The organism is Erwinia sorbitola (assembly GCF_009738185.1).
In the GTDB taxonomy this organism is placed as follows: Bacteria; Pseudomonadota; Gammaproteobacteria; order Enterobacterales; family Enterobacteriaceae; genus Erwinia; species Erwinia sorbitola.
In genome coordinates, this window is record NZ_CP046509.1 from 606,485 (window position 1) to 633,080 (window position 26,596).

General features: G+C 53.0%; 23 protein-coding genes and 1 pseudogene. 12 read left to right on the forward strand and 12 right to left on the reverse strand.

Annotated features, from left to right (window positions below; genetic code table 11):
- Positions 1-12: 12 nt before the first annotated feature.
- Positions 13-648: a DUF4431 domain-containing protein gene (locus GN242_RS02765; RefSeq protein ID WP_156286874.1), complete on the reverse strand. Its 636-nt coding sequence runs from the start codon at positions 646-648 to the stop codon at positions 13-15.
- A 231-nt stretch (positions 649-879) separates the two neighbouring features.
- On the opposite strand from GN242_RS02765, the pseudogene GN242_RS02770 reads away from it, so the two are divergent.
- Positions 880-1,524: pseudogene (locus GN242_RS02770) on the forward strand (YecA/YgfB family protein); the annotation flags it as partial.
- On the opposite strand, the gene nlpA reads toward GN242_RS02770, so the two are convergent.
- Positions 1,471-2,274: a lipoprotein NlpA gene (gene nlpA / locus GN242_RS02775; RefSeq protein WP_156288169.1), complete on the reverse strand. Its 804-nt coding sequence runs from the start codon at positions 2,272-2,274 to the stop codon at positions 1,471-1,473. The pseudogene GN242_RS02770 and the gene nlpA overlap by 54 nt on opposite strands.
- 142 nt (positions 2,275-2,416) lie before the next feature.
- Complete coding sequence (locus GN242_RS02780; protein WP_154753060.1) at positions 2,417-2,677, reverse strand: helix-turn-helix domain-containing protein; 261 nt, start codon at positions 2,675-2,677, stop codon at positions 2,417-2,419.
- A 120-nt stretch (positions 2,678-2,797) separates the two neighbouring features.
- Between GN242_RS02780 and GN242_RS02785 the strand changes: the two genes are divergently transcribed.
- Complete coding sequence (locus GN242_RS02785; protein ID WP_154753059.1) at positions 2,798-3,145, forward strand: helix-turn-helix domain-containing protein; 348 nt, start codon at positions 2,798-2,800, stop codon at positions 3,143-3,145.
- Positions 3,146-3,235: 90 nt separating this feature from the next.
- Here the strand turns inward: GN242_RS02785 and ampH are convergent, their stop codons facing one another.
- Together ampH and opgB are read right to left on the reverse strand one after the other, a co-directional pair.
- Entirely contained in the window at positions 3,236-4,411 is a 1,176-nt protein-coding gene (ampH, locus tag GN242_RS02790; RefSeq protein ID WP_156286875.1) for a D-alanyl-D-alanine-carboxypeptidase/endopeptidase AmpH, read from the reverse strand.
- A 94-nt stretch (positions 4,412-4,505) separates the two neighbouring features.
- Positions 4,506-6,800 carry a phosphatidylglycerol--membrane-oligosaccharide glycerophosphotransferase gene (gene opgB / locus GN242_RS02795; RefSeq protein ID WP_154753057.1) on the reverse strand — a complete coding sequence of 765 codons (2,295 nt, stop codon included), beginning with the start codon at positions 6,798-6,800 and terminating at the stop codon, positions 4,506-4,508.
- A gap of 724 nt (positions 6,801-7,524) precedes the next feature.
- Between opgB and GN242_RS02800 the strand changes: the two genes are divergently transcribed.
- Positions 7,525-8,676 (forward strand): porin, encoded by a 1,152-nt coding sequence (locus GN242_RS02800; RefSeq protein WP_154753056.1) that lies wholly within the window; start codon positions 7,525-7,527, stop codon positions 8,674-8,676.
- A gap of 82 nt (positions 8,677-8,758) precedes the next feature.
- Here the strand turns inward: GN242_RS02800 and GN242_RS02805 are convergent, their stop codons facing one another.
- Positions 8,759-9,148, reverse strand: coding sequence for a tautomerase family protein (locus GN242_RS02805; protein WP_154753052.1), 390 nt, complete (start codon positions 9,146-9,148; stop codon positions 8,759-8,761).
- Between the two features lie 150 nt (positions 9,149-9,298).
- Here GN242_RS02805 and GN242_RS02810 point away from each other — a divergent pair, with 150 nt between their 5' ends.
- From GN242_RS02810 to mug, 5 genes are all read left to right on the forward strand, one after another.
- Positions 9,299-10,219 (forward strand): LysR family transcriptional regulator, encoded by a 921-nt coding sequence (locus GN242_RS02810; RefSeq protein WP_156286876.1) that lies wholly within the window; start codon positions 9,299-9,301, stop codon positions 10,217-10,219.
- Between the two features lie 124 nt (positions 10,220-10,343).
- A complete protein-coding gene (locus GN242_RS02815; RefSeq protein WP_156286877.1) occupies positions 10,344-11,888 on the forward strand; it encodes a methyl-accepting chemotaxis protein in 1,545 nt (514 codons plus the stop codon).
- 159 nt (positions 11,889-12,047) lie between these two features.
- Positions 12,048-12,509, forward strand: coding sequence for a heme-degrading domain-containing protein (locus tag GN242_RS02820; protein ID WP_156286878.1), 462 nt, complete (start codon positions 12,048-12,050; stop codon positions 12,507-12,509).
- Between the two features lie 154 nt (positions 12,510-12,663).
- Positions 12,664-13,698: a tartrate dehydrogenase gene (locus tag GN242_RS02825; protein ID WP_156286879.1), complete on the forward strand. Its 1,035-nt coding sequence runs from the start codon at positions 12,664-12,666 to the stop codon at positions 13,696-13,698.
- Positions 13,699-13,749: 51 nt separating this feature from the next.
- Positions 13,750-14,268, forward strand: coding sequence for a G/U mismatch-specific DNA glycosylase (gene mug, locus GN242_RS02830; protein WP_156288170.1), 519 nt, complete (start codon positions 13,750-13,752; stop codon positions 14,266-14,268).
- A gap of 89 nt (positions 14,269-14,357) precedes the next feature.
- Here mug and rpoD read toward each other — a convergent pair whose 3' ends face one another.
- The 3 genes from rpoD to rpsU all read right to left on the reverse strand — a co-directional run bounded on the left by rpoD (position 14,358) and on the right by rpsU (position 19,448).
- Positions 14,358-16,196, reverse strand: a complete 1,839-nt coding sequence (rpoD, locus tag GN242_RS02835) for an RNA polymerase sigma factor RpoD (RefSeq protein WP_154753048.1) — start codon at positions 16,194-16,196, stop codon at positions 14,358-14,360.
- Positions 16,197-16,528: 332 nt separating this feature from the next.
- Positions 16,529-18,274 (reverse strand): DNA primase, encoded by a 1,746-nt coding sequence (dnaG, locus tag GN242_RS02840; RefSeq protein WP_154753047.1) that lies wholly within the window; start codon positions 18,272-18,274, stop codon positions 16,529-16,531.
- A 958-nt stretch (positions 18,275-19,232) separates the two neighbouring features.
- Positions 19,233-19,448 carry a 30S ribosomal protein S21 gene (gene rpsU / locus GN242_RS02845; RefSeq protein ID WP_001144069.1) on the reverse strand — a complete coding sequence of 72 codons (216 nt, stop codon included), beginning with the start codon at positions 19,446-19,448 and terminating at the stop codon, positions 19,233-19,235.
- 304 nt (positions 19,449-19,752) lie between these two features.
- Between rpsU and tsaD the strand changes: the two genes are divergently transcribed.
- A complete protein-coding gene (tsaD, locus tag GN242_RS02850; RefSeq protein ID WP_154753046.1) occupies positions 19,753-20,766 on the forward strand; it encodes a tRNA (adenosine(37)-N6)-threonylcarbamoyltransferase complex transferase subunit TsaD in 1,014 nt (337 codons plus the stop codon).
- Between the two features lie 149 nt (positions 20,767-20,915).
- On the opposite strand, the gene plsY is transcribed toward tsaD, so the two are convergent.
- Positions 20,916-21,518, reverse strand: coding sequence for a glycerol-3-phosphate 1-O-acyltransferase PlsY (plsY, locus tag GN242_RS02855; RefSeq protein ID WP_154753045.1), 603 nt, complete (start codon positions 21,516-21,518; stop codon positions 20,916-20,918).
- Between the two features lie 107 nt (positions 21,519-21,625).
- Here plsY and folB point away from each other — a divergent pair, with 107 nt between their 5' ends.
- Both folB and bacA read left to right on the forward strand, forming a co-directional pair.
- Positions 21,626-21,985, forward strand: coding sequence for a bifunctional dihydroneopterin aldolase/7,8-dihydroneopterin epimerase (gene folB / locus GN242_RS02860; RefSeq protein WP_154753044.1), 360 nt, complete (start codon positions 21,626-21,628; stop codon positions 21,983-21,985).
- 142 nt (positions 21,986-22,127) lie between these two features.
- On the forward strand, positions 22,128-22,949 hold the full coding sequence (gene bacA / locus GN242_RS02865) for an undecaprenyl-diphosphate phosphatase (RefSeq protein ID WP_154753043.1): 822 nt from the start codon (positions 22,128-22,130) through the stop codon (positions 22,947-22,949).
- A gap of 26 nt (positions 22,950-22,975) precedes the next feature.
- Here bacA and GN242_RS02870 read toward each other — a convergent pair whose 3' ends face one another.
- Both GN242_RS02870 and GN242_RS02875 read right to left on the reverse strand, forming a co-directional pair.
- Positions 22,976-24,208: a multifunctional CCA addition/repair protein gene (locus GN242_RS02870; RefSeq protein ID WP_156286880.1), complete on the reverse strand. Its 1,233-nt coding sequence runs from the start codon at positions 24,206-24,208 to the stop codon at positions 22,976-22,978.
- A gap of 140 nt (positions 24,209-24,348) precedes the next feature.
- On the reverse strand, positions 24,349-24,969 hold the full coding sequence (locus GN242_RS02875; RefSeq protein ID WP_154753042.1) for a TIGR04211 family SH3 domain-containing protein: 621 nt from the start codon (positions 24,967-24,969) through the stop codon (positions 24,349-24,351).
- Positions 24,970-25,223: 254 nt separating this feature from the next.
- Between GN242_RS02875 and GN242_RS02880 the strand changes: the two genes are divergently transcribed.
- Positions 25,224-26,528, forward strand: coding sequence for a CYTH domain-containing protein (locus GN242_RS02880; RefSeq protein WP_154753041.1), 1,305 nt, complete (start codon positions 25,224-25,226; stop codon positions 26,526-26,528).
- The last annotated feature ends 68 nt before the right edge of the window (positions 26,529-26,596 follow it).

A 26,596-nucleotide genomic window follows, 5' to 3' on the forward strand; every position in this document is an offset into this window, starting at 1 on the left:
TTACCGCAATCGCTACTCTGCTTCCAGTTTCCCCACGCCAATCATAAGCGGCGTATGGTGGTGGCCCGTTTCAGCAAACAGCAGCGAACCCTGTACGCGTACGCGGTGCCCAATCAGGCTGCGATGGGTTTTATACATCCCCGCCTCCACTACCAGCTGCATCTGTGTTTGATCCCCCCAGTCGGCCGCATCCTGAGTGCACAGCGGTTTATCCGCCTGCAACACCCAGTAAACTTCAGCTTCATCACCCTGCTCTACGCTCTCATAGTTTGGCGGGCCAGGAAAGGTGATACGCAGCAGCGTGCCGGTAGCGTTCACCTCGCTGTTTTCGTCAGGGCAGGCGGCAGACATCGGCATCAGCTGAAGGTATTTCTGCTGCGAATGGGTGTACCAGTCGCTCAGGCAGCTTACCGTCTGGCACTGCTGGCGTAAGCGCCAGTTCTCTTTAGTCATCTGCCGGAACTCACTGCTGTTGCCGCTGGCCGTTTTAGCCTCGCGGTAGACTTTTGCCAGCCGCTCATCCGCCTGAGAAAGAGCCGGAGTGGTGCAGATCAGCTTTTCACTCACGCTGCTGGCTTTGGTGCAGTCAAAACTCGCCGCGTGGGCACCCACTGAGAAAATGCAAAAAAGCAGTGCTGTCCGTCTCATTTTATTTATCCGGTTATTTTTGAGGGCTTTTAAATAGCGCGAACCGCGGAGCAGATCCAGTAAAAATACAGGTCACCTGTGCTGGTGGAGATGAGGCCGGGCGGCAGGGGCATGGCGGTATGATCAAATATAACGTCACGATGGTGGCTTTTTCCCGCCCGGACAACCAAAATACCCCCCATAAACCGGTAAATGCCGGGTGAAAACCGATATGTGTAGCGAGGTAACAGCATGCAACAAGGGCCTTTGACGGAAGAAGAGCTGGAGTGGCTGGACGATGTCCTGCTTAAATATGGCAACGACGAGTCGGTGGTGGATGCCTCAGAGCTTGACGGCCTGTTCACCGCTATTCTCTCCGGGCCGGTGCTGATTGAGCCTCAGGTCTGGCTGCCGCTGATTTGGGGTGGTGAAGAGAACGATCCGGAATGGGAATCAGAGGAAGAGTTTGAGCAGTTTATGGATCTGATTGCCCAGCATATGAATGATATCGCTGACCGCCTTAATGAATATCCTGACCAGTTTGAGCCACTGTTTGGCCTGAATACGGTAGAGGGTCAGGAATTTACCGTGGTGGAAGACTGGTGCTGCGGCTATATGAAAGGTGTCGCGCTGGGTGACTGGTCGTCACTGCCGGTTGCCTTGCAGCCTGAGCTGGCGGCGATTGCCCTGCACGGCCAGGAAGAGCATCTCCCCCGGCTACAAAAGCTGTCGCCGGAAGAGTATGAGCAGAGTATTGAGGCGATCCTCCCTGCGGCTATCAGCCTGCATGCCAAATGGCTGCTGCACTGACAGCCGCCTCCATCAGGCGCTACGCCATGCGCACTACCAGCCCGCGACTGCGCCACCGTTAAAGATCTTATCCGCTGCTGCCGCCACTTCAGCGGATTGATAGGATTTTATAAAGTCACGCACGTTTGGCGCGTCTTTATTCTCTTCGCGGGTGACGATGATATTCACGTAGGGTGACTGCTTGTCTTCAATAAATACGCTATCCCGTACCGGATTAAGCCCTGTTTGTTGCAGGTAAGTGGTGCTGATAATCGCTACCGTCACCTGGGCATCATCCAGGACACGCGGCAGCTGTGCGCCTTCGATTTCCATAATCTTCAGATGCAGCGGGTTTTGGGTGATATCTACCGTGGTTGGCAGCAATCCGGTATTCGCCTTCAGCGTTACCAGCTTCTCCTTTTGCAGCAGCAGCAGTGCGCGTCCGAGGTTAGTCGGATCGTTAGGGATGGCAATGGTGTCACCGTCTTTCAGTTCGCCTACCTGCTTAATTTTTTTCGAGTAGCCAGCCATCGGGAAGACAAAGGTATTACCTACCGCCACCAGGGTGGTGCCTTTAGCTTTGTTATCCTGCTCAAGGAAGGGGCGATGTTGAAAAACGTTGGCATCAAGATCGCCGTGCGCTGTCGGATCGTTAGGCAGCAGTGAACCGCTGAATCCCACCAGTTCTACCTCAAGTCCGTACTTCTCTTTAGCGACTTTTTTAGCAACTTCCGCCACATCCTGCTCGGCACCGTTAATCACGCCGACTTTAATATGGTGGGCATCGTCATTTTTTTGGTCACAGCCTGCCAGCAGAACGGCCAGCGTCAGCGCGGCGGTTTTAAGTGTGCGGCTCAGGGTAAACTTCACGGTATTTTCCTTAATTTCAATAAGCTGGAAGCGTAACAAACAACCGCATATTGCCCGCTGAGTCAACGCCGCAGCTTATGATAAAAAGGATGAAGTTATAATCGGAAGTTGTAAGGCGGGGAAAATCAGATTATTGAGGTTTTTTGCTTTCAGCATGCCACAGACACACCTTCTCGGCCAGCTCATCTTCGAGAGTGTAAAAATAGCAGGAAGGCACATCAAGAACTTCTGCAAGACGGCAAACCAGCTCGAAGTCCGGGACATGAATGCCTCGTTCATATTGATTCATCCGTGCGCTGGCGGTGGCTTCGTCAATCCCCGCTAAAACTCCAAGCTTTTGTTGTGATATACCTTTCTTCACCCGAGCTTCTTTCAAACGATATGGCAGCATAACGATCCTGATTTGTGAACATTTAACAGGATTCTCTTAGCTACTCGTGTAAAATATACTAAGTGTTACTTAGTACTGGTTTGAAAGATAACAGGAGTTGGATAACAAGCAGAGGAAGGCATGAAGAAAAAAACTGATATGCACCCCGCCGATATCGTAGCGGCGATAAAAAAACGGCAAACATCACTCGCGGAGCTTTCCCGCAGGGTGGGGCTGAGTTCGGGCACGCTGGCAAACGCCCTGAAAAGACCATGGCCAAAAGGAGAGTTCATCATTGCGGCCGCACTGGGAATGCATCCATCTGAAATCTGGCCCAGCCGTTACTATGATAAGCGTGGTCGTCTGCTGGCCCGTGAGCAGCTGTTACGAAGTCCGCGCAATTCTGACGACTCGTCATCGGCTAAACACAGAGAGGCAACGGAAATGAGCAAAAGCCTGCAAGCAGGCTCAGGCGGCAGTGAGAGCTGATTCTCCGGTAGCGGCAGTGTCCCATCATACTGACCGCCATTATGGGGTCAGTATGACCGGGACGACGAAGGAACGACGCAGCGAAGAGAATCAGTTAGACATGATGCTGGCAGCAAGTTGAGCGCTGCCTGAAGTATTACCGATAAGTTCGGTCAGCAGGTTGTTTACACCGTCACTCATGGGCGTAAAACGGGTTTCCGGTGAGCGGGCGACCACGATAAAGACGCCGACGCTGTACTGCGGCACCATGGCGATATAGGTAATAAACCCGCCACCGCCGCCGGTTTTTTCAATAATTCCCGGACGGCCGTCGCGGGGAGCCATATATACCCAGCCCATTCCCAGCGCATCAGCGCGGCCGGGTACATCCATACCATCGACTTTAGTTAACTGATTACGCTGGTAAATCATGGTTTGCAGACGGTCTGCCTGCGGGCTACGGCTGTATACGTCGGAAGCCAGGAACTGCTGCATCCAGCGGCCCATATCATCCGGGGTAGAATAGACGCCGCCGCTGCCGATGGCGGCCAGCGAGTTATTGCATGGGCTCGGGCTTTTTGCCGGAACCATCAGGCGGCCGCACTGTTCAGTGGAAGGCGTAAAAGTGGTGTCTTTCATGCCCAGCGGGCGGGTCACTTTTTCCTGAAGCAGCGCAGGATAGGGTTTGCCCCCGGCGCGCGCCAGCGCATCGCCCAGCAGGTCAAAGGCGAGGTTGGAGTAGCCAGCCCGTTCGCCCGGTGCCCATTTAAGCTTTGCGGTGCGCAGCCAGTTCCAGCGCTGACTATTGGTCGGCCAGGTAAACACGGCGCGGTTTGCTTTTCCACCGGGCTGTTCACGCGGCAGCGCGCTGGTGTGGGTGGCCAGGTTGATCAGACGTATAGGCTGGCCGTTAAAGCTCGGTACGCTGCTGCCGGGTGGTGCATACTTACTTAGCGGATCGTTGAGCTTTAATCGGCCCTCTTCGGCCAGTTTGACCATGACTTCGCTGGTCATAAGTTTGCTGAGTGAGGCGATCCTCACCAGCGAGTCTTTCTGCGGGCGCTGTGAGCTGCCAGGGCGTGTAACTCCGCGGCTGACAAACATCCGCTGGTTAGCATCGATAGCAACTATCGCCATACCGCTGGCTTTGGTGTTATAGAAAATATTGTCGGCGTAGCGTTCGACCGTCTGCGACGCCAGAAGCGGATCTGGCTTAGTTTGCGCCAGGCTTTGCAGTGGCAGTGCCAGTGCAGGGAGCAGCAGAAAAGCATAAAACGATGATTTCAACGGGCATGCATCCCTGTCAGTAAATGGATAACCGCTTTATAGTAGGTTTTCTGATTATATCTGCAAGTCTTTCCTGTGGTGAAAACGTGCCCTGTCAGGGCTGCGGAGTTACCCGCAGACTGACAAGGCCCACACCCAGTTTTCTTGCGGCGAAACCGTCAATAACGCCAACGCTGGACTCCACTGGTGCTGGTGGAGTAATGACAATGCTGCGCGCGCCTGTTGGATTATTTACCTGAAGCGTTAACGTACTGTCGTGCTCACCAAAGGTTACCTCCTGCTGCCACCCACCAACCTTAATGGTAATCGGGCGCAGCGCATTATCACCGAACGCCCGCGCGGTGAGGGTCAGCGTAAAGGCAGCAGGCAGCGGTTCCAGATACTGTACGCTGACCTGCGGTAGCAGATTGGCATCAGACCAGCGTCCCCAGGACTCAACGTAAGATAGCCCCGATACCTTCTGTACCTGCTGCGGCAGCCCTGGCAGATTAAACAGAATGGTATCAGAGTGATATTTCAGGTTGATATCGTCGATGTTCAGACGGGTCACGCTACGCTGATACTGCTCGTCTCTGCGCGTATTTTTTTTCGGGAAGGTGATTCTGCCCAGCGTGCTGCCGGGCTGAATTTCGCTGATGGTCGGAACCGCATTCAGCGTGCCGTTTGCCACGCACAGGCCGCTGTTCATTGCCAGTTTCTCATCCCAGACGCTGCCGATCTTATAGCAGCGATCAATCCAGACAAACTTGTCGTCAGGCGCGAACTTAGCCAGCTGTCGTTTTAGCGGCGTGGCAAGCCAGGTATCCAGCTTAGGTTCTATTTTACCCGGCATCACCGAAAGCAGCAGCGGCAGCTTGAAATGGGAGCCGGAGAAGCTGAAGGTGTTTTTTTCGGTATCGACTTTGTAGTCAGCGATGGTTTTAGGGAAGTTCCACAGCCCGATGACATCCGGCTTCCACTGGTTAATCTTCTCTTTGATATTAAGATAGGTCGCCGAGAGGGACGTTGACGACAGGCTGCTGCGGCCCAGACCAATAAAGTTATCGCCCCCCATCGCATCCAGCACCGTGGCCCCGTTATCCAGCGTATTGCGCTTGACGCTGATCACCCGGCTGCTGACGTCGTCACCGCGCAGCATAAAGAACAGGTCACGGCGATCGTGCTGATTAAGGTACTTAAAGGCCGTGTTATTCATGGCCAGATGATCGGAGCTGACCACGATAATCGTATTCTTAAAGTACGGAGTGGCGCGTATTTTTTCGATAAGCTTCGCAATATGCTCCTGACCGCAGGCCACCGCAGCGAAAGATTTATTCTCTTTGCCGTCAAAATGGTAAGACTTACGCTGGCAGCTGCGCGAGATGAATCCGTCAGGATGATGGGTATCAACCGTCAGGGCAAACAGCGAAAACGGCTGATTTTTCTGTGCCAGCTCCACGTATTTATCAAATACCAGCTCAAGTACCGTGTCGTCATACCAGCCCCAGTCGTTGCGGTATTTGGGGTCTTTCACCACGCTCTTAAGTTCGTTGAAACCGTACAGATGGTCGAAACCGTGGGATGAGAGGAACAGATCCTTACCGGCAAAGCTCAGGCTGGCACCCTGATAAAAATAGTTCTGGTATCCGGCAGATTTGAGGATATCGCCAAGGCAGACATTCTGCGGATAAAAAGCCGAGAGCGAGCTGGAGGCGTTGCCGTCAAACGGCGCAAAAAGCGGAATACCGCACTGCGATGCCACCATTCCTGCAATGGTGTATTCGGTGCCGGGAAGCTGTTCGGTGTTGCTGAAATCCACCGCACTGTTTTTGATGTTGTTCAACTCCGGAGCCAGCGCGGGGAATGCTTTATCATCAAAGTAGGTGCGTTCCAGGCTCTCTGCATAGATATAGACCAGGTTCGGACGGTCGCCGCGCAGGGTGGTACCCGGCACCCGATAATGGGTGTCAAAATCCGAGTCGCCCTTGCTGACCTGCGACTTAATCAGCGCGGTGACCTGCTGATAGGCTGGAGTGGTTTTAATCGATGCCGCAGCCAGAACCAGCGCCAGAACGCTATACAGCTGACTGTAGTCGTGGCTTTTCCGCAGGCGTAATACCCAGGATAATAATAAAAATAGTAAGAATAAACTTATTAATAGCCCGGCCGCTGGCAGAATATACTTTTGCAGCCCGGCACCGCTCAGGCTGCTGGTAATGGTATAAATGACCGCGTCATTAATCCCTTCACCGGTAAAGTAATTACTGGCGAACAGCGAAGCATTGAGAATGATATAGATCCCAAGCAGTGCCAGCACCGCGAAAAACCATAGCTTATGCCGCCCTGCCTTCCATGTGTAGAGCGAGACTGAAGCGATAAAAAATAGTAGCGATACCCATTCTGAAACCATTAGATCGATCTTACCCTGTCTGTGACGCAATCCCTGTCAGGTGTCTGCGAGGTGAGAAATTAAAATTTAACGAAGTAACTTAACGCAACAAATTATCCCTGGCAATATTCGGTGGTAACAGCGAAATGTGGGTTTAGAGGCTGCTGTATCGCCGTTGTTTAACCTTCGTTTAAGTTATCGCGCAGAAATCCGGATGATTGATAAGCGTAGTACGCAACACGAAAACCCTGACTTAGCAAGGCTGCAACGGGGGAATGACACCGTTGCAGCCTGTCAGAGAGGATGCCTGCTCTGAAGCATGACGGGTATCTTCCTGATTTTGGTTGCAGGGAAAGTAAATAATGCTAACCATTTCCTGTGCACCAGAATAATCATAAATTTCAGATTTAGCTCACATAATTTCATCTCCGGTTGCTGTTAATAATGGGTCATTAAGCAGGGGAACAGCAGAACGACTGTGCCGGGGTTGGTCACTGGGCTGAAAAAAGGAGCGGTGAGGTTAACGGAACGCACAAAGTCAATCAGATAGGTACAACCGTTTTTTTAAAAGCATAAATAAAGCACAATAAGGTTAATTGTATAAATAAATGTATTTATAGAAATACTCTTTAAAGCTATTTTGCGGTGAACAGCACAAACACATAAAGTTGATGGCTTTTTTTAAAACTTATTCCGGTTACTATTTTCCTGCAAATTATTTAACTTTATTACGCAGGGATGAAAAATGTTAAAAACAATGCGGGTATTAACCCAGACTATCGGTCTGGGGATGCTTTTTGGCAGTGCTTCGTTCGCTACCCGGGCTGAAATTACCTTACTGAAGCAGGATCTACAGGCTGACAACCCGTTAGGTCGCCTTAACGTTACCGTAGGGGGCAGTATCCGCCCTCAAAGCAATAATATGACGGGAGATGGGGATAAAGGTTCCTATAAAAGGACACTTTTTGATGGAGGAACCCGTTTCCGTTTCGCCGCTGACTATTACCTTTTTGATGGTATTACCTGGGTCAATTTTTATGAACTGGGCGTCAATATTCCGAAAGTATTAGGATGGAATCATCACCATGCAGAGGGGGCCCGTAATACCACTCGTCGTATGCTGTATACCGGTCTGAAAAATGATACCTGGGGCCAGCTGACTTACGGTCAGCAGAACAGTGTGTATTACGATATTGTCGGTGTGAAAACTGATATCTGGGATTACGATATGATCGCCCAGGCACCGGGTAATGGCGTTAGTGGCGACTATGATGGCTCATATCGTGGCCGCAAGATGCTTAAATATACCAATACTATTGGCAAGGCTGATGTTTATGCCTCATATCTGTTCGCTGATAATGAATATCTGCCGGGAGACGGCCTGCGTTACAAGCGTAAAAGCGGTGGTTCTTTAGGCGTGGATTACCATTTCACCAAAGACCTGACGTGGGGCGTTGCGTGGAGCCACACCCGTGCAGAAATGCGCAACCCTCGCAATCATGATTATAAGCCTTATGATCATCATATTATCGGTAGTGCTTTCAGCTGGACGCCAAATCGCTGGACGTTTGCCGTCGGAGGCGGCTGGTACCATAACTTCCTTACCACCAAAAAAGCAGATGTGCATCATTACTTCTCCGGTAATGCATGGGGAATTGAGTACCTCGCCGGGTATACCGTGCCGGTAGGAAGATTTGGGCTGAAGTCGGTGATGCCGTACCTGATGGGTGACCGCCTGGAGTATATGTCAGGGCGCGATTATCTGCGCATTGATAATGGGCTGGGGATCACCTTTAAACTCTATTATGGCTTCCGCGTGGATTATGAGCATGTGTTCACCTCCAGCACCGACAAGCTGGGCGATATGAACCTCGTCCGTCTGCGTTATGACTTCTGATTGAGTGCTGACGCCACGCTGTATTACCGGGGCAGAAGGGCTGCACAGTTATGCCAGGTAACGGCTGCCTGTCTGACGGCTCTTACAGTTCGCCGTTCAGATACTGCGCTACGCCGTTGCCGAAACTCCAGTCGCCTTTGTCATTGGTAATAAAGGTGATCATTACATCAGAGGGCAGAATACCGCAGCTCTCCTTCAGCTCACGGCACAGCTCCGCCATAAAGAACTGTTTCTGCTCGCTGCTGCGTGGGCTGGTAACGACCCGCACCATCACCAGATTATCGGTACGCTGGAGGCCTAGCCCGGTATCTTCAAATACCATCTGATAGCCTTTGTTTTCGTGAACAATCTGGTAGCGATCGCGCTCCGGCACTTTGAACGCAGCCAGTACCGCACGGTGTGCGGCATCCAGCAGAGTTTTCAGCTCTGATTCTGAACGACCCTGAATGACATCAAATTGCAGTAATGGCATATAAACCTCGATTTTACCGGTGGAATTTATAGCTGAAGAGGGGGTGTAAGCGGCCTCTTTGCCTCTGTCTCTGGGAACCAACTTACCCATAATCTCCGCCGGGAAAAAGCGCTATACTTGAATTGATTATTTACTATAGTGAACAATACCGTGAAAGAGCTGAAGACTGATGCATTATGGACTCACCTGCACTGGCTGACGGTGCTGGCTGAACAGGGCAGTTTTACTGCCGCCGCCGAACGGCTGGAAGTGAGTAAAGCGGCGATGTCACAGAAGATAAAAGAGCTGGAGCAGTTGGCCGGTGTGCCGCTGGTGACTCGTACTACGCGCAGTGTGCGTCTTACCAGCGCCGGCGAGAAACTGGTGGACGATCTGCGTGCGCCTTTCGCCCAGATTGAACAGAGCTTTTTCAGCGTACGCGACTCTGCCGGCCCCTTGCGCGGGCTGGTGCGTGTGACGGCTCCCGTGGCGTTTGCCCGTCAGCAGCTGGTGCCGCATATCACCGCATTTCTGCGTGAGCATCCTCAGGTGCGCGTGCAGCTGGAGGTGTCTGATCGCCTGGTATCGCTTGCCAGCGAAGGTTTTGATCTGGCGATCCGTCATAGCGACAGCCTGCCGGAAACTCACGTCGCCCTGCCGCTGTGTCGCACTCACGCGGTGGTGGTGGCGTCACCGGCTTATCTTGCCCGCTACGGCCACCCTGAGGATCCGCAGGCGCTGAGTGAGCATCTGTGCCTCTATTATCCACGAGGGGTGGAGACACCGCGCTGGAGCTTCCAGCCGCTGACGGGCGGTGAGCGCGTGGCGGTAAATGTCAGCGGGCCGTTTGCCACCAATAACAGCGAGTCGATTCGTGATGCTGCCCTAGAGGGGCTGGGTATTGCGCTGTTGCCGGACTTCAGTGCTCAAGCGGCGCTAAAGGATGGTTCATTGGTGCAATTATTACCGCAGTGGCATGCCGTCGGTGCATTTGCCGATATGCTTTATGTGGTGCGACCCTGGTCTGCTCAGGTTCCACGCGCGGTCAGTGGTTTTATTCACTGGCTGCGTGAGGCGTTTTCCAGAGTCTGATTTAGCGCGGCAGTCGTGAGCTGCCGCACAAATTAGATGAAAATTATTAAAGATTTAGTTACATCCTGCCGACAACCCCTGCTTAATTCCTGCAAAATACATACAATCATAACAAGGTCGTTATATGAACACCCACCAGCCCGTGACTCAACAGGAACATCTGCTCGACGACGATACCACCCTGATGACCACCACCGATGCGCGTAGCTATATCACCTACGCGAACAACGCCTTTATCGAAGTCAGTGGCTACGACCGTAGTGAAATCGACGGTCAGCCCCATAACCTGGTGCGCCACCCTGATATGCCAAAAGCGGCATTTGCCGATATGTGGGCCACCTTGAATCAGGGACTGCCCTGGACGGGGCTGGTGAAAAACCGTCGCAAAAATGGTGACCACTATTGGGTGCGTGCCAATGTGGTGCCGGTGATCCGCAACGGTAAGATTCAGGGACATATGTCGGTGCGCGTCAAACCTTCGGCGGAAGAGGTACGCGGGGCTGAGGCGTTGTATCAAAAAATGAATCAGGGGCGGCTGAAGGGGTGGCGGTTGCATCGTGGCCTGCTGCTGCGTAGTGGCTGGCTGCGTGGCCTTACCGTAATGAAAACCATGTCGCTACGCTGGCGCATTCGCAGTGCGGTGCTGGCCATGTGGCTGCCGCTGGTGGCAGCAGCTGCGGTGGCAGGTCTGGAAGGGATGATGCTGGGTGGGTTTACGCTGTTCTCAGGGCTGATGGCTCTGCTGGTGGACAGCTGGCTGCAACAGCAGATTGCCCGGCCCATGGCTGCGGTGTGCCGTCAGGCGCTGAATGTGGCGACCGGGGCCAACCCGCATGTTGATCATCTTGATCGGGTGGATGAGATTGGTACCACGCTGCGTGCGGTGGGGCAGCTGGGGCTGATGTTCCGCTGGCTGTTAAATGATGTCAGCGACCAGGTGCTGGATGTTCACCGGGCCAGCGATGAGCTGGCGCGTGGTAATGATAAAATCAGCAGCCATACTGAGCAGACGGCGGCCAGCGTTCAGCAGACGGCCAGCACCATGAACCAGATGACCAGCGCAGTTCAGCGCAATGGTGAAAGCACCGAACAGGCGAATCAGTTCTCACGCACAGCCAGCAGTGCCGCCGTTAAAGGTGGAGAGGTGATGCAAGATGTGGTGGTGACAATGGACGAAATTGCCGAAAGTTCGCGTCAGATTGCCACTATTACCGGCCTGATCGACAGCATTGCCTTCCAGACTAATATCCTGGCGCTGAATGCAGCGGTGGAAGCAGCGCGAGCCGGAGAGCAGGGTAAAGGCTTTGCCGTGGTGGCCGGTGAAGTACGCAGCCTTGCGCAGCGCAGCGCCGGAGCTGCCAGCGAGATACGTAATCTGATTGCGGCCAGTAACCTCAAGGTGCAGTCCGGTGCCGGGCAGGTACATGAGGCCGGAACAGCGATTGGCGATATTGTAGAGAAAGTGCAAAACGTCACTGAATTGTTGCAGCAGATTAGCGTGGCTACCGCTGAACAGGGCGCCGGGCTGAGGGACGTGGGCCAGGCCGTTGAGGCACTGGATCGTCTTACCCATGATAACAGCGCACTGGTAAGTGAGGGGGCGCTGGCCGCACAGCGGATGAAACATCAGGCCGAACGACTGGTTGAAGCGATCAGCGTATTCCGCTAGCGTTATCAACGGGTCGCCTGCGGCCCGTTATTACTTTCCGTTGCAGCGCAATTTTTGATCTCCCTCCCAAATAAAATTTTTATTTCTTTTTTTGATTCAGTGAAAATTTAATGTCATTTATCCTGCAAGGCAGATTTATTACCCTTTCAGGAGAAAATCATGTCAGCAATCCCCAGCCTTGAAACTCTGTTACAGCAGGAAGCCACTGTTCGCGTCAGCCAGTTTGATTTTGATAGCGCGTGGAAAATCGGTAGCCTGCTGCGCGAACGCGCCGCCAGTGACAATCTGCCTGTTGCCATCGAAGTTTATGCCTTCGGGCAGGTGTTGTTCAGCAGTGCCCTTAGCGGTTCCAGTGCTGAAAATCTGGAGTGGATCGCCCGCAAGCGCCGCAGCGTGCTAAGGAATGCGCACTCGTCGCTTTATACCGGTGAGCTAAACCGTGCACAGGGCACCGCAATGGATCAGATGAACTATATCGATCAACAGCGTTATACCGACCACGGCGGCAGCTTTCCGCTGCTGCTGGCGAACGGTGGCGTGATCGGTGCCGTGACCGTCAGCGGGCTGCCTTCTCATGAGGATCATGCGCTGGCGATCTGGGGGATCCAGCAGATCCTCTAAATTCCATATGATCTTCCATCGGCAAAATGCCGCATGTGCACAGCCTGCTTATTCGGCAGCATCTGCCGCCTGACAACGCGAAAAAAGCAGCACAAATTAGCCACCTGGGCGAAGATATCACTCTGATGGTTATCTTATTAATCCAAGGAGAGTCATGAAAAGCTATCAAGTGGCAGTGATCCCCGGTGACGGTATCGGTGTGGATGTGACAAAAGCAGCCTGGCAGGTGCTGGAGCACAGCGCGAAGCGATTTGATTTTGCCCTGAACGGCAAATGGTTCCCCTGGTCGTGTGAGTATTACCTGGAGCACGGCGAGATGATGCCAAAGAACGGCATTGAGACGCTGAGTCAGTTTAATGCCGTGCTGCTGGGTGCCGTGGGCTGGCCGGAAAAAGTGGCGGATAGCGTTTCGCTGCACGGGCTGCTGCTGCCAATCCGCAAGCAGTTCGACCTCTACGCGAACGTCAGGCCGCACCGTCTGCTGGCCGGTGTGGAAGGCCCGTTACGTAAAAGTGAGTTTGATATTCTCTGCATCCGTGAAAATACCGAGGGTGAATACAGCGGTGCTGGCGGGCGTCTCCATCAGGGCACACCGGCTGAGGTCGCGGTGGAAACCTCTATTTTCACCCGTCGCGGCGTGGAGCGTATCCTGCGCTATGGTTTTGAGATGGCGCAAAAACGCAGCAAGCGCCTGGCGTCGGTAACCAAATCGAATGCACAGAAATACACCATGGTGATGTGGGATGAAGTGACGGAAGAGGTCGCCCGCGACTACCCGGATGTAACGGTGAATCGCTATCATATTGATGCCATTGCCGCGCGCATGGTGATGAATCCGGAAACCCTTGATGTTATCGTCGCCTCTAATCTGTTTGGCGATATCCTTACCGATCTCGGTGCGGCCATTCAGGGCGGGCTGGGCTATGCGGCTTCTGCTAACCTGAATCCGGATCCGACGGTGCCATCAATGTTCGAACCGGTGCACGGTTCTGCTCCTGATATCGCCGGGCAGGGGATTGCCAATCCTGTCGCTGCGATCTGGTCGGCCGCGATGATGCTGGAACATTTGGGTGAGACGACGGCCGCCAGAGCTATTCTTGAGGCAGTGGAGACGGTCACTGCACAGCAACAGGTAAATCACGGCATGAAAACCACAGAGATCACCGCAGCGGTGATCGCGGCAATCTAAGCCGTGCGGGCTGCTGTTTCCCGTGAGGCTGCCGTCAGGGAGGAATTTATCATCGAATCACATGGCATTAGCGATATCATTCAGCCCGGCTTGCGGGTGCTGTTTTGCGGCATTAACCCGGGTAAATCTTCCGCACACAGCGGCTATCACTTTGCTCATCCGGGTAACCGCTTCTGGAAAACGATTTTTCAGGCGAGATTCACTTATACCCAGCTCCGTCCTGAGCAGGAGCAGCAGCTGCTGGATACCGGCTGCGGCATAACGATGCTGGTGGAGCGCCCGACCGTGCAGGCCAGCGAACTGGCGGGCAGTGAGTTACGCAGCGGTGGAGAGGCGCTAGTAAGCAAGGTAGAGCGCTATCAGCCGGCGGCGCTGGCAGTGCTGGGTAAGCAGGCTTATCAGCAGGCTTTCCGTCGTAGCAAGGTGGAGTGGGGCAGGCAGCCGCTGACGCTCGGCAAGACGGAGGTGTGGGTGCTGCCCAATCCCAGCGGGCTGAACCGTGCCTCTCAGGAGGCGATGACCGCCGCCTATGCAGAGCTGGACTTGGCGCTGAAGGCGCGGGGTATATAAACCTTCATCGCGAATGATTCCGGGTATAGCAGAACGCAGGTAAAAAAAATGGCCCCTCAAAGAGGAGCCATTTTTGCGCGAACCCTCGATTAATCGTCGAGGAAACTGCGCAACACTTCAGAGCGGCTTGGGTGACGCAGTTTACGCAGCGCCTTCGCTTCAATCTGACGAATACGCTCACGCGTTACGTCGAACTGTTTGCCAACTTCTTCCAGTGTGTGATCGGTATTCATATCGATACCGAAGCGCATACGCAGCACTTTCGCTTCACGAGCGGTCAGACCGGCCAGCACGTCATGGGTTGCTGAACGCAGGCTCTCAGAAGTAGCAGAGTCCAGCGGCAGCTCCAGCGTGGTGTCTTCGATAAAATCACCCAGATGTGAATCTTCATCATCACCAATCGGCGTCTCCATAGAGATCGGCTCTTTAGCGATTTTCAGCACCTTACGGATTTTATCTTCTGGCATCAGCATACGCTCTGCCAGCTCTTCCGGCGTTGGCTCACGGCCCATCTCTTGCAGCATCTGGCGCGAAATACGGTTGAGTTTGTTAATCGTCTCAATCATATGCACCGGAATACGGATGGTACGTGCCTGATCCGCGATAGAGCGAGTAATTGCCTGACGGATCCACCATGTGGCGTAAGTTGAGAACTTATAACCACGGCGGTATTCAAATTTATCTACCGCTTTCATCAGACCGATGTTGCCTTCCTGAATCAGATCCAGGAACTGCAAGCCACGGTTGGTGTACTTTTTAGCGATGGAGATAACCAAACGCAGGTTAGCTTCAACCATCTCTTTCTTCGCACGGCGCGCTTTCGCTTCGCCGATGGACATACGACGGTTGATATCTTTAACCTGTTCAATCGTCAGGCCAGTTTCTGCTTCAATCTGTTGCAGTCTGGTCAGGCTACGATAAACATCGTCGGCGACGTCGTTCAGCTTCTCAGACCATGGCTTATTCATCGCCAGCGCAGCTTTGAACCATGTCTCGCTGGTTTCATTGCCGGTAAACAGAGTGATGAAGTTCTTCTTCGGCATTTTACAGATTTCAACACACAGCTTCAGGATCAGGCGCTCTTGAGTACGAACGCGATCCATCATGGTACGCATGCTGTTCACCAGGAAGTCGAACTGCTTCGGCACCAGGCGGAACTGTTTAAATACGTCAGAAAGATTCTGAATTTCAGCGATGGCGTCGGCGTGGCTGCGGCTTTTAGCCTTAATCACGGTACGGGTGATTTCGTACTGTACGCGCAGATCGTTGAATTTCTCACGCGCCAGTTCCGGATCGATGCTGTTGTCATCGTCGGAGCTGTCGTCTTCTTCATCTTCTTCTTCTTCGTCGTCGCGCTCTTCAGCAGAGAGTTCTGAACCAACGTGAGTAGCAGTTGGTGCGATCTCAGCTTCAGCATTTGGATCGACAAAGCCGGTGATCAGGTCGGACAGGCGCGCTTCGCCTGCTTCAACACGATCATACTGTTCAAGCAGATAGGTGATGGCTTCCGGGTATTCAGCTACGGAACACTGAACCTGATTAATACCCTCTTCGATACGCTTCGCAATATCGATCTCGCCTTCGCGCGTCAGCAGTTCAACTGTACCCATTTCACGCATGTACATGCGCACCGGGTCAGTTGTACGTCCGATTTCAGATTCTACGCTGGATAATACCTGAGCAGCTGCTTCGGCAGCGTCTTCGTCCGTATCGTTGTTGTTCTCATTCAGCATCAGATCATCGGCATCAGGCGCTTCTTCCACTACCTGGATGCCCATGTCGTTGATCATCTGAATGATGTCTTCGATCTGATCGGAGTCGACGATATCTTCCGGCAGATGGTCATTGACCTCGGCATAGGTCAGATAGCCTTGCTCCTTACCACGGGTGACAAGTAGCTTAAGCTGTGACTGCGGGTTTTGCTCCATAAGACGGTATCCACACTTCTGTTAAATTAGATTGGTGTCGGGTCGGCTAACGTGCCAACAATAACAGTGAGGGCGTTTGGATTATTGCCGCTGCCCGTCATGGCGGCTGTCAGGGGCTGCCTGACGGATATTCGGCACCTAAGCCGCTTTAATCTTGTCTCGAAGCTATCGTACTTGCTTGTCATTTCAGGATTGGGCAGTGCTCGAAACCCTCACGTACTTTTAGTAAGTAGACTGTGGTTTCAGTGCACTGGCAGCACCTGAACTGACCGCGTCGATAACGCTTCTGAATTTTGTGAAATAAGGTAAAACCTTATTTGATAAATAATTGTTTACTGCTTCTTCAGAGCCTGACTTAATGTCCAGAACTCGCGGCGCTCTTCTGCGCTCAGTACGTGGGTGCGGTCGCGGGCGATGAGATCTTCGAGCCTGCGTTCCAGCGCATCGTCATACATACTGGCCAGTGCGTCTTTAAACATGGTGTCCACTTCATCATCTACGATCATGTGGTTCCAGGTTGCCAGGGTTTCAAGGGGCTGGCTAAATTTTGTTCCGCGATATAACTCTAGTAGCTGTCCGGTTGTCAGGCCAGGTTGAGCTACGCAAGTGCTCACTAACTCCACAAATAGTGGGAAACCAGGTATTTCTGACTGCTCAAGCCCATCCAGTGACGGTACCATGGTGGCAAGCTGCGGATTTTGTAGCAGCAGCCCGATAAGTATACGCATGGTTGTGCGTTTTAGCTGGGGCTGCGGTGCTGGTTTTGCATTATCCGCCTGCTTGGGCAGTAATTTCTCAAGCTGACTGTCATCAAGAATGCCCAGCTTATTGCCCAACTCCTGACGCAAATAGATACGTAAGGTTTCACCCGGCACCTGGCTTATCAGCGGCAGCGCCAGTGTACTCAGCTGCGCACGTCCGTCAGGAGAGCGTAAGTCTACCTGAGGCATTAGCGTGTCAAACAGAAACGAGGAGAGCGGCATCGCCTGCTCCATCCGCGTTTCAAACGCTTCTTTACCCTCTTTACGTATCAACGTATCCGGGTCTTCACCGTCAGGCAGAAACATAAAGCGTAGCTGACGACCGTCATTCATGTAAGGTAATGCTGTTTCCAGCGCGCGCCAGGCGGCTTCGCGGCCAGCTCTGTCGCCGTCATAACAGCAAATTACCGTACCGGTTGCCCGGAACAGTAGCTGAATATGCTCTGCGGTGGTCGAGGTGCCCAGTGACGCTACGGCATAATCAACGCCAAACTGTGCCAGCGCCACCACATCCATATAGCCTTCGACAACTAATAGTTTGGCGGGTTCAGGGTGGTTTTTTAGCGCTTCATACAGGCCGTAAAGCTGGCGGCCTTTGTGGAAAATATCGGTTTCAGGTGAGTTGAGATATTTTGGCATTGCATCGCCAAGTACGCGGCCACCAAAACCAATTACTCGTCCACGTTTATCGTGGATTGGAAACATCACCCGCTCACGGAAGCGATCGTAGCTGCGGCCCTGATCGTTAGTAACCAGCATGCCGGCATCAATCAACGACTGTTTATCATCAGGATTGCGGCCAAAGCGTTTCAGCGCGTTATCCCAGCCTGCCGGAGCGAAACCGATAGAAAAATGCTTAATGACTTCATCGCTCAGACCACGCTGCGCCAGATAGTCGCGCGCACCCGCTGCTGCATTTTGTGTCAGTGACTGTTGATAAAAATCACTCAGACCGGCCATTAACTGATAAAGACTTTGACGCTGATGACGCTCCAGCTGGGTGGGGCCACTGCCGCTTTCATACGGCACTTCAAGCCCATAAAGGGTAGCCAGCTCTTCAATGCTTTCAACAAACTCCAGACGATCGTAATTCATCAGGAAGTCGACAGCGTTACCATGAGCACCGCAGCCGAAGCAGTGATAAAACTGCTTTTCACCGTTTACGGTGAACGAAGGCGTTTTCTCATTATGAAAAGGACAACATGCGTGGTAATTCTTGCCCTGCTTTTTCAGCTTAACCCGGGCATCGATAAGATCAACGATATCCGTGCGAGCAAGCAGGTCATTGATAAATACACGCGGAATGCGCCCAGCCATAAATCCCCTTTATCTTTCAGCTTCTGGCCGCGTTGGCTGCCGTCGTTCACCCCGGTCACTTACCTGTGTAAGCTCCCGGGGATTCACTCCATTGCCGCCTTGCCAGTAGCCGAAATCTTTCGGGGATTCCCCCATTTATCTTTCAGCTTCTGGCCGCTGCCATCGTTCACCGGGTCACTTATCTGTGTAAGCTCCCGGTGATTCAATCCATTGCCGCTTTGTCAGCAGCCGAAATCTTTCGGGGATTCCCCCATTTATCTTTCAGCTTCTGGCCGCTGCCATCGTTCACCGGGTCACTTATCTGTATAAGCTCCCGGTGATTCAATCCATTGCCGCTTTGTCAGCAACCGAAATCTTTCGGGGATTCCCCCATTTATCTTTCAGCTTCTGGCCGCTGCCATCGTTCACCGGGTCACTTATCTGTATAAGCTCCCGGCGATTCAATCCATTGCCGCTTTGTCAGCAGCCGAAATCTTTCGGGGATTCCCCCATTTATCTTTCAGCTTCTGGCCGCTGCCATCGTTCACCGGGTCACTTATCTGTATAAGCTCCCGGTGATTCAATCCATTGCCGCTTTGTCAGCAGCCGAAATCTTTCGGGGATTCCCCCATTTATCTTTCAGCTTCTGGCCGCTGCCATCGTTCACCGGGTCACTTATCTGTGTAAGCTCCCGGTGATTCAATCCATTGCCGCTTTGTCAGCAGCCGAAATCTTTCGGGGATTCCCCCATTTATCTTTCAGCTTCTGGCTATATCCGGCCACCATCCATGGGTCTGGCGCCTGGCTGGGCCACTGCACGCAGCGTTGGCGTTTAGGAATCAAAACAGAACGTTACCGCAGTAACATTGAAGCATCTATTAATGGTTCGTAAACGACAACAAGCCGCGCATTCCTTCCGGAAGCACGGCCTGATAACTACTTACTTGTCTGTGAAGCATGAGGGCAAGCCCCCAGGATATTAGTACAGACGAGTGCGGCGTGCGTTTTCGCGAGCCAGTTTCTTCGCGTGGCGTTTTACTGCGGACGCTTTAGCGCGCTTACGTTCGGTAGTAGGTTTTTCATAAAACTCACGACGACGAACTTCAGCCAGAACGCCTGCTTTCTCACAAGAACGCTTGAAGCGACGCAGTGCAACGTCGAATGGCTCGTTTTCACGTACTTTAATTACCGGCATGTAACTCTCACCTCGATAAATTCGGTTTTGCTGCTGACATCGGTGCCAGCTCATTTCAAAATGGTGCGGAATTTTACTCCAACACAGGCTTAGTTGTAAAGCACCATAGCATTAAGTAACCAACAGATAGGCCTGTGCGGCTGCCGGTTTTTTTCAGGGGACAGATTATACACCAATCAGCCCCCTGTTGTGGGAAAAAAATCATCTTATTGTACAAGGCGTAAGCGGCTGCAGGGTAAATTTGCCGCCCGTGAAAGCGCCTTCATGCTACACTGCGCGCCGCAAGAATGAGGTGAAAAAAGCCATGCGTGTACTCGGAATTGAAACATCCTGCGATGAAACCGGTATTGCCATTTATGACGATGCGGCCGGTTTGCTCGCCAATCAACTTTACAGCCAGGTCAAACTCCATGCCGACTACGGTGGTGTGGTGCCGGAACTGGCTTCGCGCGATCACGTGCGTAAAACCGTTCCGCTAATTCAGGCGGCCCTGAAAGAAGCCGGGCTACATGCGCAGGATATCGACGCCGTGGCGTATACCGCAGGTCCGGGGTTAGTGGGCGCTCTGCTGGTAGGGGCGACCATTGGTCGCTCTTTGGCGTTTGCCTGGAATGTTCCGGCCATTGCTGTGCATCACATGGAAGGGCATCTGCTGGCACCTATGCTGGAAGATAATCCCCCGGACTTCCCGTTTGTCGCACTGCTGGTATCCGGTGGCCATACGCAGCTGATCAGCGTCACGGGTATTGGTGAATATACCCTGTTAGGGGAGTCGGTGGATGATGCGGCAGGTGAAGCGTTCGATAAAACTGCCAAGCTGCTGGGGCTGGACTATCCGGGCGGGCCTATGCTGTCGAAAATGGCGCAGCAAGGAGTGGAAAAACGCTTTGTCTTTCCACGTCCTATGACCGACCGCCCGGGGCTGGACTTCAGTTTTTCCGGCCTGAAAACCTTTGCTGCCAACACAATTCGTGATAACGACGATAGTGAGCAGACCCGTGCTGATATTGCGCGTGCTTTTGAAGATGCGGTGGTGGATACGCTGGCGATTAAATGCCGTCGTGCGCTTGATCAGAGTGGTTTCAAACGGTTGGTGATTGCCGGGGGCGTCAGCGCTAACCGCACGCTGCGCAGCAAGCTGGCTGAGATGATGCAGAAACGCGGTGGTGAGGTGTTTTACGCTCGCCCTGAATTCTGTACCGACAACGGTGCGATGATTGCCTACGCCGGTATGGTGCGTCTGAAAGGCGATGCACATGCGGATCTCAGCGTTAGCGTACGGCCGCGCTGGCCGCTGGCTGAACTGCCAGCAATCTGATCTGCTGGGCCTGGGTCAGGCGTGCCTGACCCCTGTGAAAGAACAAGTCTGCCTTAGCCGTTTACATTGGGTCAGCTGTACCTGGCCCCGCAAAAGAACAGCCTGCCTTTTCCACTAACGTAGGGGCGAGGCATGCCTCGCCTGTGCCCTTACGGTTTCTTCTTTTTCTTCTTCCAAATTCTGGTTTCCTGCCCGCGCCACAGGCGCTGAATATTGTCATGATGACGTAACAGGATCAGGCAGGAGAGCATGGCAACCGGGAAGGTAAACTGAGGCTTAAACCACCAGACGTAGAAGGGCGCAATCAGTGCGCTGATAATCGCACCCAGCGAAGAGTAACCGCTTAACAGCACGGTCAGCAGCCAGGTACCCGTCATTAAACCAGTCAAATCCCAGCCGATCGGCGCGATAGCGCCAAACGCCGTCGCCACTCCTTTACCGCCTTTAAAATGAAAGAATACCGGGTAAATGTGGCCGAGACAGGCCGCGATCGCGGTCAGGCCAAGATAAAGAGGGGTGACACCAAAGTGATAAGCCAGCCAGACAGGCAGCATCCCTTTGCAGATATCAAACACCAGCACCGTTGCAGCAGCACCTTTGCCACCGAGGCGCAGTACGTTGGTAGCTCCTGGGTTACCCGATCCGTTGTGACGTGGATCCGGTAATCTGAACAGTCGGCAGACCAAAATCGCACTGGAGATGGAGCCACACAGATACGCGAAAATGATCATGCCAAGCGCGAATACACTCATAACACCGTTCCGTCCTGTTGGGGTCGTTTTGTTGTCATCATCTGTGGATAATACGCATAAACCGCCGGGGATGGTATCCGGCAACCACAAAAACAGAGAGACGTATCATGGATATCGTATTTATTGATCAACTGTCCGTCATCACTACCATTGGCGTTTACGACTGGGAACAGACGATTCAGCAGAAACTGGTGTTCGATGTCGAAATGGCCTGGGACAACCGTAAAGCAGCTGCCAGTGACGATGTTAACGACTGTCTGAGCTATGCCGATGTCTCAGAAGTAATTATTAACCATGTCAGTCAGGGGAAATTCGCACTGGTAGAACGGGTGGCGGAAGAGATTGCCTCGCTGTTGCTGGAACGATTCAATTCGCCCTGGGTCAGGATCAAGGTCAGTAAACCCGGTGCGGTGGCCCAGGCGCAACAGGTTGGTGTCATCATCGAACGCGGGACTAATCCGAAATAAAACCAATTTCATTGCCATGACATGAAACCAAACGACATTATGGTCTGTCTTAAGGTTGCCTTCATCTCGTCGGCGCAGAATTTGGCGGAAGCGTAAAGCGACCGCCTTTTTAATGGTTTTAATAGGGTTAGGGGTTGATTTGATGGCAGATATTCATCAGCTATTGGTGGCAGCAATACTTGGGATCGTTGAGGGGCTGACGGAGTTTCTTCCCGTTTCTTCAACCGGGCACATGATCATTGTGGGTCATTTGTTGGGATTTGAAGGTGAAAAAGCGGAGACCTTTGAAGTTGTTATTCAGCTTGGCTCGATTCTGGCCGTGGTGGTGATGTTCTGGCGTCGTTTGTTCGGCCTGATTGGCATTCACTTTGGTGAAGTTAAACATGAGGGAGTCGGGCAGGGTAAACTGACGCTGATTCATATTATGCTGGGAATGGTGCCTGCCGTGGCGATTGGTCTGCTGTTGCACGATAAGATCAAAACGCTGTTTAATCCGGTAAACGTGATGTACGCGCTGGTTGTTGGCGGTGTGCTGCTGATTGCGGCAGAGCTTCTGAAGCCAAAGCAGCCGAAAGCAGTAGGCGTGGATGATATTACCTACCGCCAGGCGTTTATTATCGGCTGCTTCCAGTGTCTGGCGTTATGGCCGGGCTTCTCGCGCTCAGGGGCGACCATTTCGGGCGGAATGTTGATGGGAGTCAGCCGGTATGCCGCGTCTGAGTTCTCATTCCTGCTTGCGGTGCCGATGATGATCGGCGCAACCGGTCTGGATCTCTACAAGAGTATGGGCTTCCTGACGATGGCTGACTTCCCGATGTTCGCTGTCGGTTTTGTCACCGCGTTTATCGTCGCCTTGATTGCGATAAAGAGCTTCCTGCATATCATCAAACGTATTTCGTTTATCCCGTTTGCCATCTATCGCTTTATTGTGGCAGCAGCGGTATACGCGGTGTTCGTGCTGTAATCCTGATGATTAAACGGGCCAGGCAGTTATGCCTGGCCCCTGTTCGTTTTCCAGTTCTCTAAAGCAGCTACCCGACGACGCGTTAACTCTTCACGTACTTCCAAACCTTTGAACCCCGCAGCAACAACCTCTTTAGTCGACACGCTCAACGCTACCGCCCAGGCTTCGCGCAGGTAATCTCCCTGAGGATACGGGTTGTTCTCGAATCCGGTACGGCCACGTGCGTCGGCTTCGCTGGTAATGGCGATCTGATCTACGCGATGTGGTTTGCGCCAGGCATCCAGACGGTCAAACAACGCTACCAGCGCGCTTGCTGACTGCTTCTCGACCGTATGAACCAGGTCATGAAACTCGGTCACCAGTAACGCCAGGTCACGCACCGCATTCGGTACGCGCAGGCGCTCGCAGAGAGCCGCGACCAGCGGTACGCCAGCCGGGCCATGCCCGTGATGGCTTGGCCATTTTTCCGGCGGCGTTAAAGCCTTGCCGACATCATGGAACAGCGTAGCAAAACGGATATCAATCTCCGGACTGAGCTGTGCCGCAATAGCCAGCGTCATCAGTGCATGCACACCGGTGTCGATCTCCGGGTGCCATTTTGCCGGAGCGGGAATGCCGTACAGATTATCCAGCTCCGGGAACAACACCGCCAGCGCACCACAGTCACGCAGTACCTGGAAAAAGACCTGTGGATTACGCGTCTGCAAGGCATTTTCCGTCTCTTTCCAAACCCGCTCTGGCGTAAGGTGAGCGAGCTCTCCGCTCAGTGCCATAGAGCGCATCAGATCCAGCGTTTCATCGGCAATACGAAAATTGAGATGGGCGTAGCGGGCGGCAAAACGCGCTACGCGCAGTACCCGCAGCGGATCTTCATTAAAGGCTTCAGAGACGTGGCGTAGCAGGCGTTTTTGCAGATCCTCACGCCCCCCGTAGGGATCGTAATAGTGACCGTCTGCATCCTGTGCGATAGCATTGATCGTCAGATCGCGCCGGGCCAGATCCTGTTCCAGCGTAACATCGGGAGCGGAATAACAGACAAAACCGGTATAGCCGCTGCCAGACTTACGCTCAGTGCGCGCCAGCGCGTACTCTTCATGGCTTGAGGGATGAAGAAAGACCGGGAAATCGCGGCCTACCTGTTCAAAACCCTGCTCCAGCATTTGCTGAGGAGAGGCACCCACCACCACCCAGTCTTTGTCTTTCACCGGCAAATTTAATAGTCCATCGCGCACGGCGCCGCCGACAAGGTAAGTTTTCACTGCGGGTCTCCAGAAGGCAGGTAAACAGAATTAACTGAATAATAATTGTCACACTATAACATCCGTGTTGCACAAATGATAAATCACAGACACGGCAAAAAGGGCATCCGCAGATACCCTGAACATAGCCTGATGGGATATTAGTTCATCCAGCGGTCGCTTTTCTTCCTGCGCGGGATCATATGCGGCAGCAGCAGGCCGAGTACCAGACCAACTCCCGCTACGCCCCCACCATACATAAACCACTGCATAATGATGGTACGCTGTTTGTCATCCAGCTGGACATTTGCAGCGTCGACCTTTTTCTTCGCTACTACCAGCTGGTTTTTCAACTGCTGATTCTCTTCTTTCAGGCTGTTGATTGCATCATCGCTGCCAGCAACCTTTTTTTGCATATTTGCGGTACGCTCATTCCAGCTGCCGTCGATGTTAGCCAGTTTAGCGGTGAGTTGTTTCACCTGCTCTTCCAGTTCCGGAACACGGGTACGCAGGCTAGGCTGTTGACTCAGCTGGGCCAGGGGGATCCAGGTGGTACGCCCCTGGCTGTCGCGAATTTGTCCGTAATGGCTGCTTTCATTCGACTGTAGCAGGGTGACTTCTTCACCTGCGTTCAACGTGCCCACCAGACGATAATCATTGCCGGGGCCGCTGCGAACCCAGGTGGAAAGCTCGTCGGAGATGAAACGTTTTTCTTCGGCGTGGACGGTTGCCGCAGCGCTCAATGTGAGCAAAGTCAGACCAATGAGGTGAGTTATTTTCATTCGAACTCTTTTTGCTTAAGGGCTTTAAAAAAGTAATTGCACAGTCTGGAGCTGCCTCACAGAAAGCTGAATGAGAACTATCCTGGTCTCAAACGGCTTGCGAGCCTGTGCGCGAAAACGTAATAAACCCGAGACAGTGCTGTCTCATGTGCATTACTCTTCATGGGTAAAAAGGAACGATCGCCGCAATCAATGCGAGCATAATCAGATACCTTAACCGTTTACTGTGCCGTTAACGACGTAAATAAGACACTATGACCATTGAAATCGAATTAAAGTTCATTGCTGCGCCTGAAGCAGCTGCAAAAATCGCCAATAAGCTTAATGCCTGGCCCCTCCAGTACACTGCCGGGCAGTCGCTGACGAATATTTATTATGAAACGGCTGACAGCCAGCTGCGCCGCTGGGATATGGGGCTGCGCATTCGCGGCTTCGGTGACCGTTATGAAATGACGCTGAAAACTGCCGGACAGACCATCGGTGGGCTACACCAGCGTCCGGAATATAATGTTGCGCTGGAAAAACCCGAGCTGGATATTCAGCAACTGCCTGCTGAAGTCTGGCCTGCGGGAACCGATCTTGCCATGTTACAGCAGCAGCTCAATGCGCTGTTCAGCACACATTTTGTGCGTGAAAAGTGGGTGGTTACTTACCTGCAAAGCGAGATAGAAGTAGCTTACGACTGTGGTGATATCAGTTCAGGTGATCTAAGCGAACCGCTAAGGGAAGTTGAGCTGGAGTTGAAAAGCGGCCAGCGTGATGACCTGCTGGCCTTTGCCGCAGAACTGGCGACCATAGAAGGGCTGCGCCTCGGTAGTCTGAGTAAAGCGGCACGTGGCTATGCGCTGGCCCAGGGCAATCAGCCGCGCCCGCTGCGCCCGGTTCCATTGCTGAAAGTGAAGCCGAAAGCAACGGTGGAAGAGGGAATGCGTGCGGCATTTCTTCTGGCGTTAAGTCAGTGGCAGTATCACGAAGAGCTGTGGCTTCGTGGCAACACTGGCGCTCTGAATGAAGTGAAAGATGCGCTGGAAGTGCTGCGCCAGACATTCTCACTTTACGGTGCGCTGGTGCCACGCAAAGCCAGTAGCGAACTCCGCCAGAAGCTGACGCTGCTGGAAGAGGCGCTGCTGGATGAAGCGCCAGATGCACAAAAAATCTGTTTCAGCCCACTCTGGCTGGAAACTCAGTTAGCACTTACTAACTGGATTGCCACTGAGCGCTGGCGTCAGTTTGTTGATCAAAAAGCAGATGCCAAGCTGCAAGGCTCTTTCAAACGTTTCAGCGATATTATGCTGGGCCGCATTGCTGCCGATCTGAAAGAGACGTTCGCTCATCTTAACCATTCGGGCGAGTATCAGGACAAACTGACACGCCTGCACCGCCAGGTGCTGGCAGTTCATCTTCTGGCTGGTGCCTATGATGCTGCTACTGTTAACGGCTGGCTACTGGTCTGGAAGCAGCTGCGTGAAGCCATTGTTGAACATCAGGAAGTGTGGCTGGATGCTCATCGTCAGCAGGCACTGAAACAGCCAGCGTTCTGGAAAAACGGCAGTCTGTAACCCGTTGCGGGTCATTTTATTCTGTACCTCAAATAATTCGAGTCTCCTCATCGGGCCTGCTTTTAGTG

Coding starts and splice junctions, on each gene's coding strand:
- GN242_RS02765 (WP_156286874.1), bottom strand. CDS start 648: ATGAGACGGACAGCACTGCTTTTTTGCATTTTCTCAGTGGGTGCCCAC.
- GN242_RS02780 (WP_154753060.1), bottom strand. CDS start 2,677: ATGCTGCCATATCGTTTGAAAGAAGCTCGGGTGAAGAAAGGTATATCA.
- GN242_RS02785 (WP_154753059.1), top strand. CDS start 2,798: ATGAAGAAAAAAACTGATATGCACCCCGCCGATATCGTAGCGGCGATA.
- opgB (WP_154753057.1), bottom strand. CDS start 6,800: ATGGTTTCAGAATGGGTATCGCTACTATTTTTTATCGCTTCAGTCTCG.
- GN242_RS02800 (WP_154753056.1), top strand. CDS start 7,525: ATGTTAAAAACAATGCGGGTATTAACCCAGACTATCGGTCTGGGGATG.
- GN242_RS02805 (WP_154753052.1), bottom strand. CDS start 9,148: ATGCCATTACTGCAATTTGATGTCATTCAGGGTCGTTCAGAATCAGAG.
- GN242_RS02815 (WP_156286877.1), top strand. CDS start 10,344: ATGAACACCCACCAGCCCGTGACTCAACAGGAACATCTGCTCGACGAC.
- GN242_RS02820 (WP_156286878.1), top strand. CDS start 12,048: ATGTCAGCAATCCCCAGCCTTGAAACTCTGTTACAGCAGGAAGCCACT.
- GN242_RS02825 (WP_156286879.1), top strand. CDS start 12,664: ATGAAAAGCTATCAAGTGGCAGTGATCCCCGGTGACGGTATCGGTGTG.
- rpoD (WP_154753048.1), bottom strand. CDS start 16,196: ATGGAGCAAAACCCGCAGTCACAGCTTAAGCTACTTGTCACCCGTGGT.
- dnaG (WP_154753047.1), bottom strand. CDS start 18,274: ATGGCTGGGCGCATTCCGCGTGTATTTATCAATGACCTGCTTGCTCGC.
- rpsU (WP_001144069.1), bottom strand. CDS start 19,448: ATGCCGGTAATTAAAGTACGTGAAAACGAGCCATTCGACGTTGCACTG.
- tsaD (WP_154753046.1), top strand. CDS start 19,753: ATGCGTGTACTCGGAATTGAAACATCCTGCGATGAAACCGGTATTGCC.
- plsY (WP_154753045.1), bottom strand. CDS start 21,518: ATGAGTGTATTCGCGCTTGGCATGATCATTTTCGCGTATCTGTGTGGC.
- folB (WP_154753044.1), top strand. CDS start 21,626: ATGGATATCGTATTTATTGATCAACTGTCCGTCATCACTACCATTGGC.
- bacA (WP_154753043.1), top strand. CDS start 22,128: ATGGCAGATATTCATCAGCTATTGGTGGCAGCAATACTTGGGATCGTT.
- GN242_RS02875 (WP_154753042.1), bottom strand. CDS start 24,969: ATGAAAATAACTCACCTCATTGGTCTGACTTTGCTCACATTGAGCGCT.
- GN242_RS02880 (WP_154753041.1), top strand. CDS start 25,224: ATGACCATTGAAATCGAATTAAAGTTCATTGCTGCGCCTGAAGCAGCT.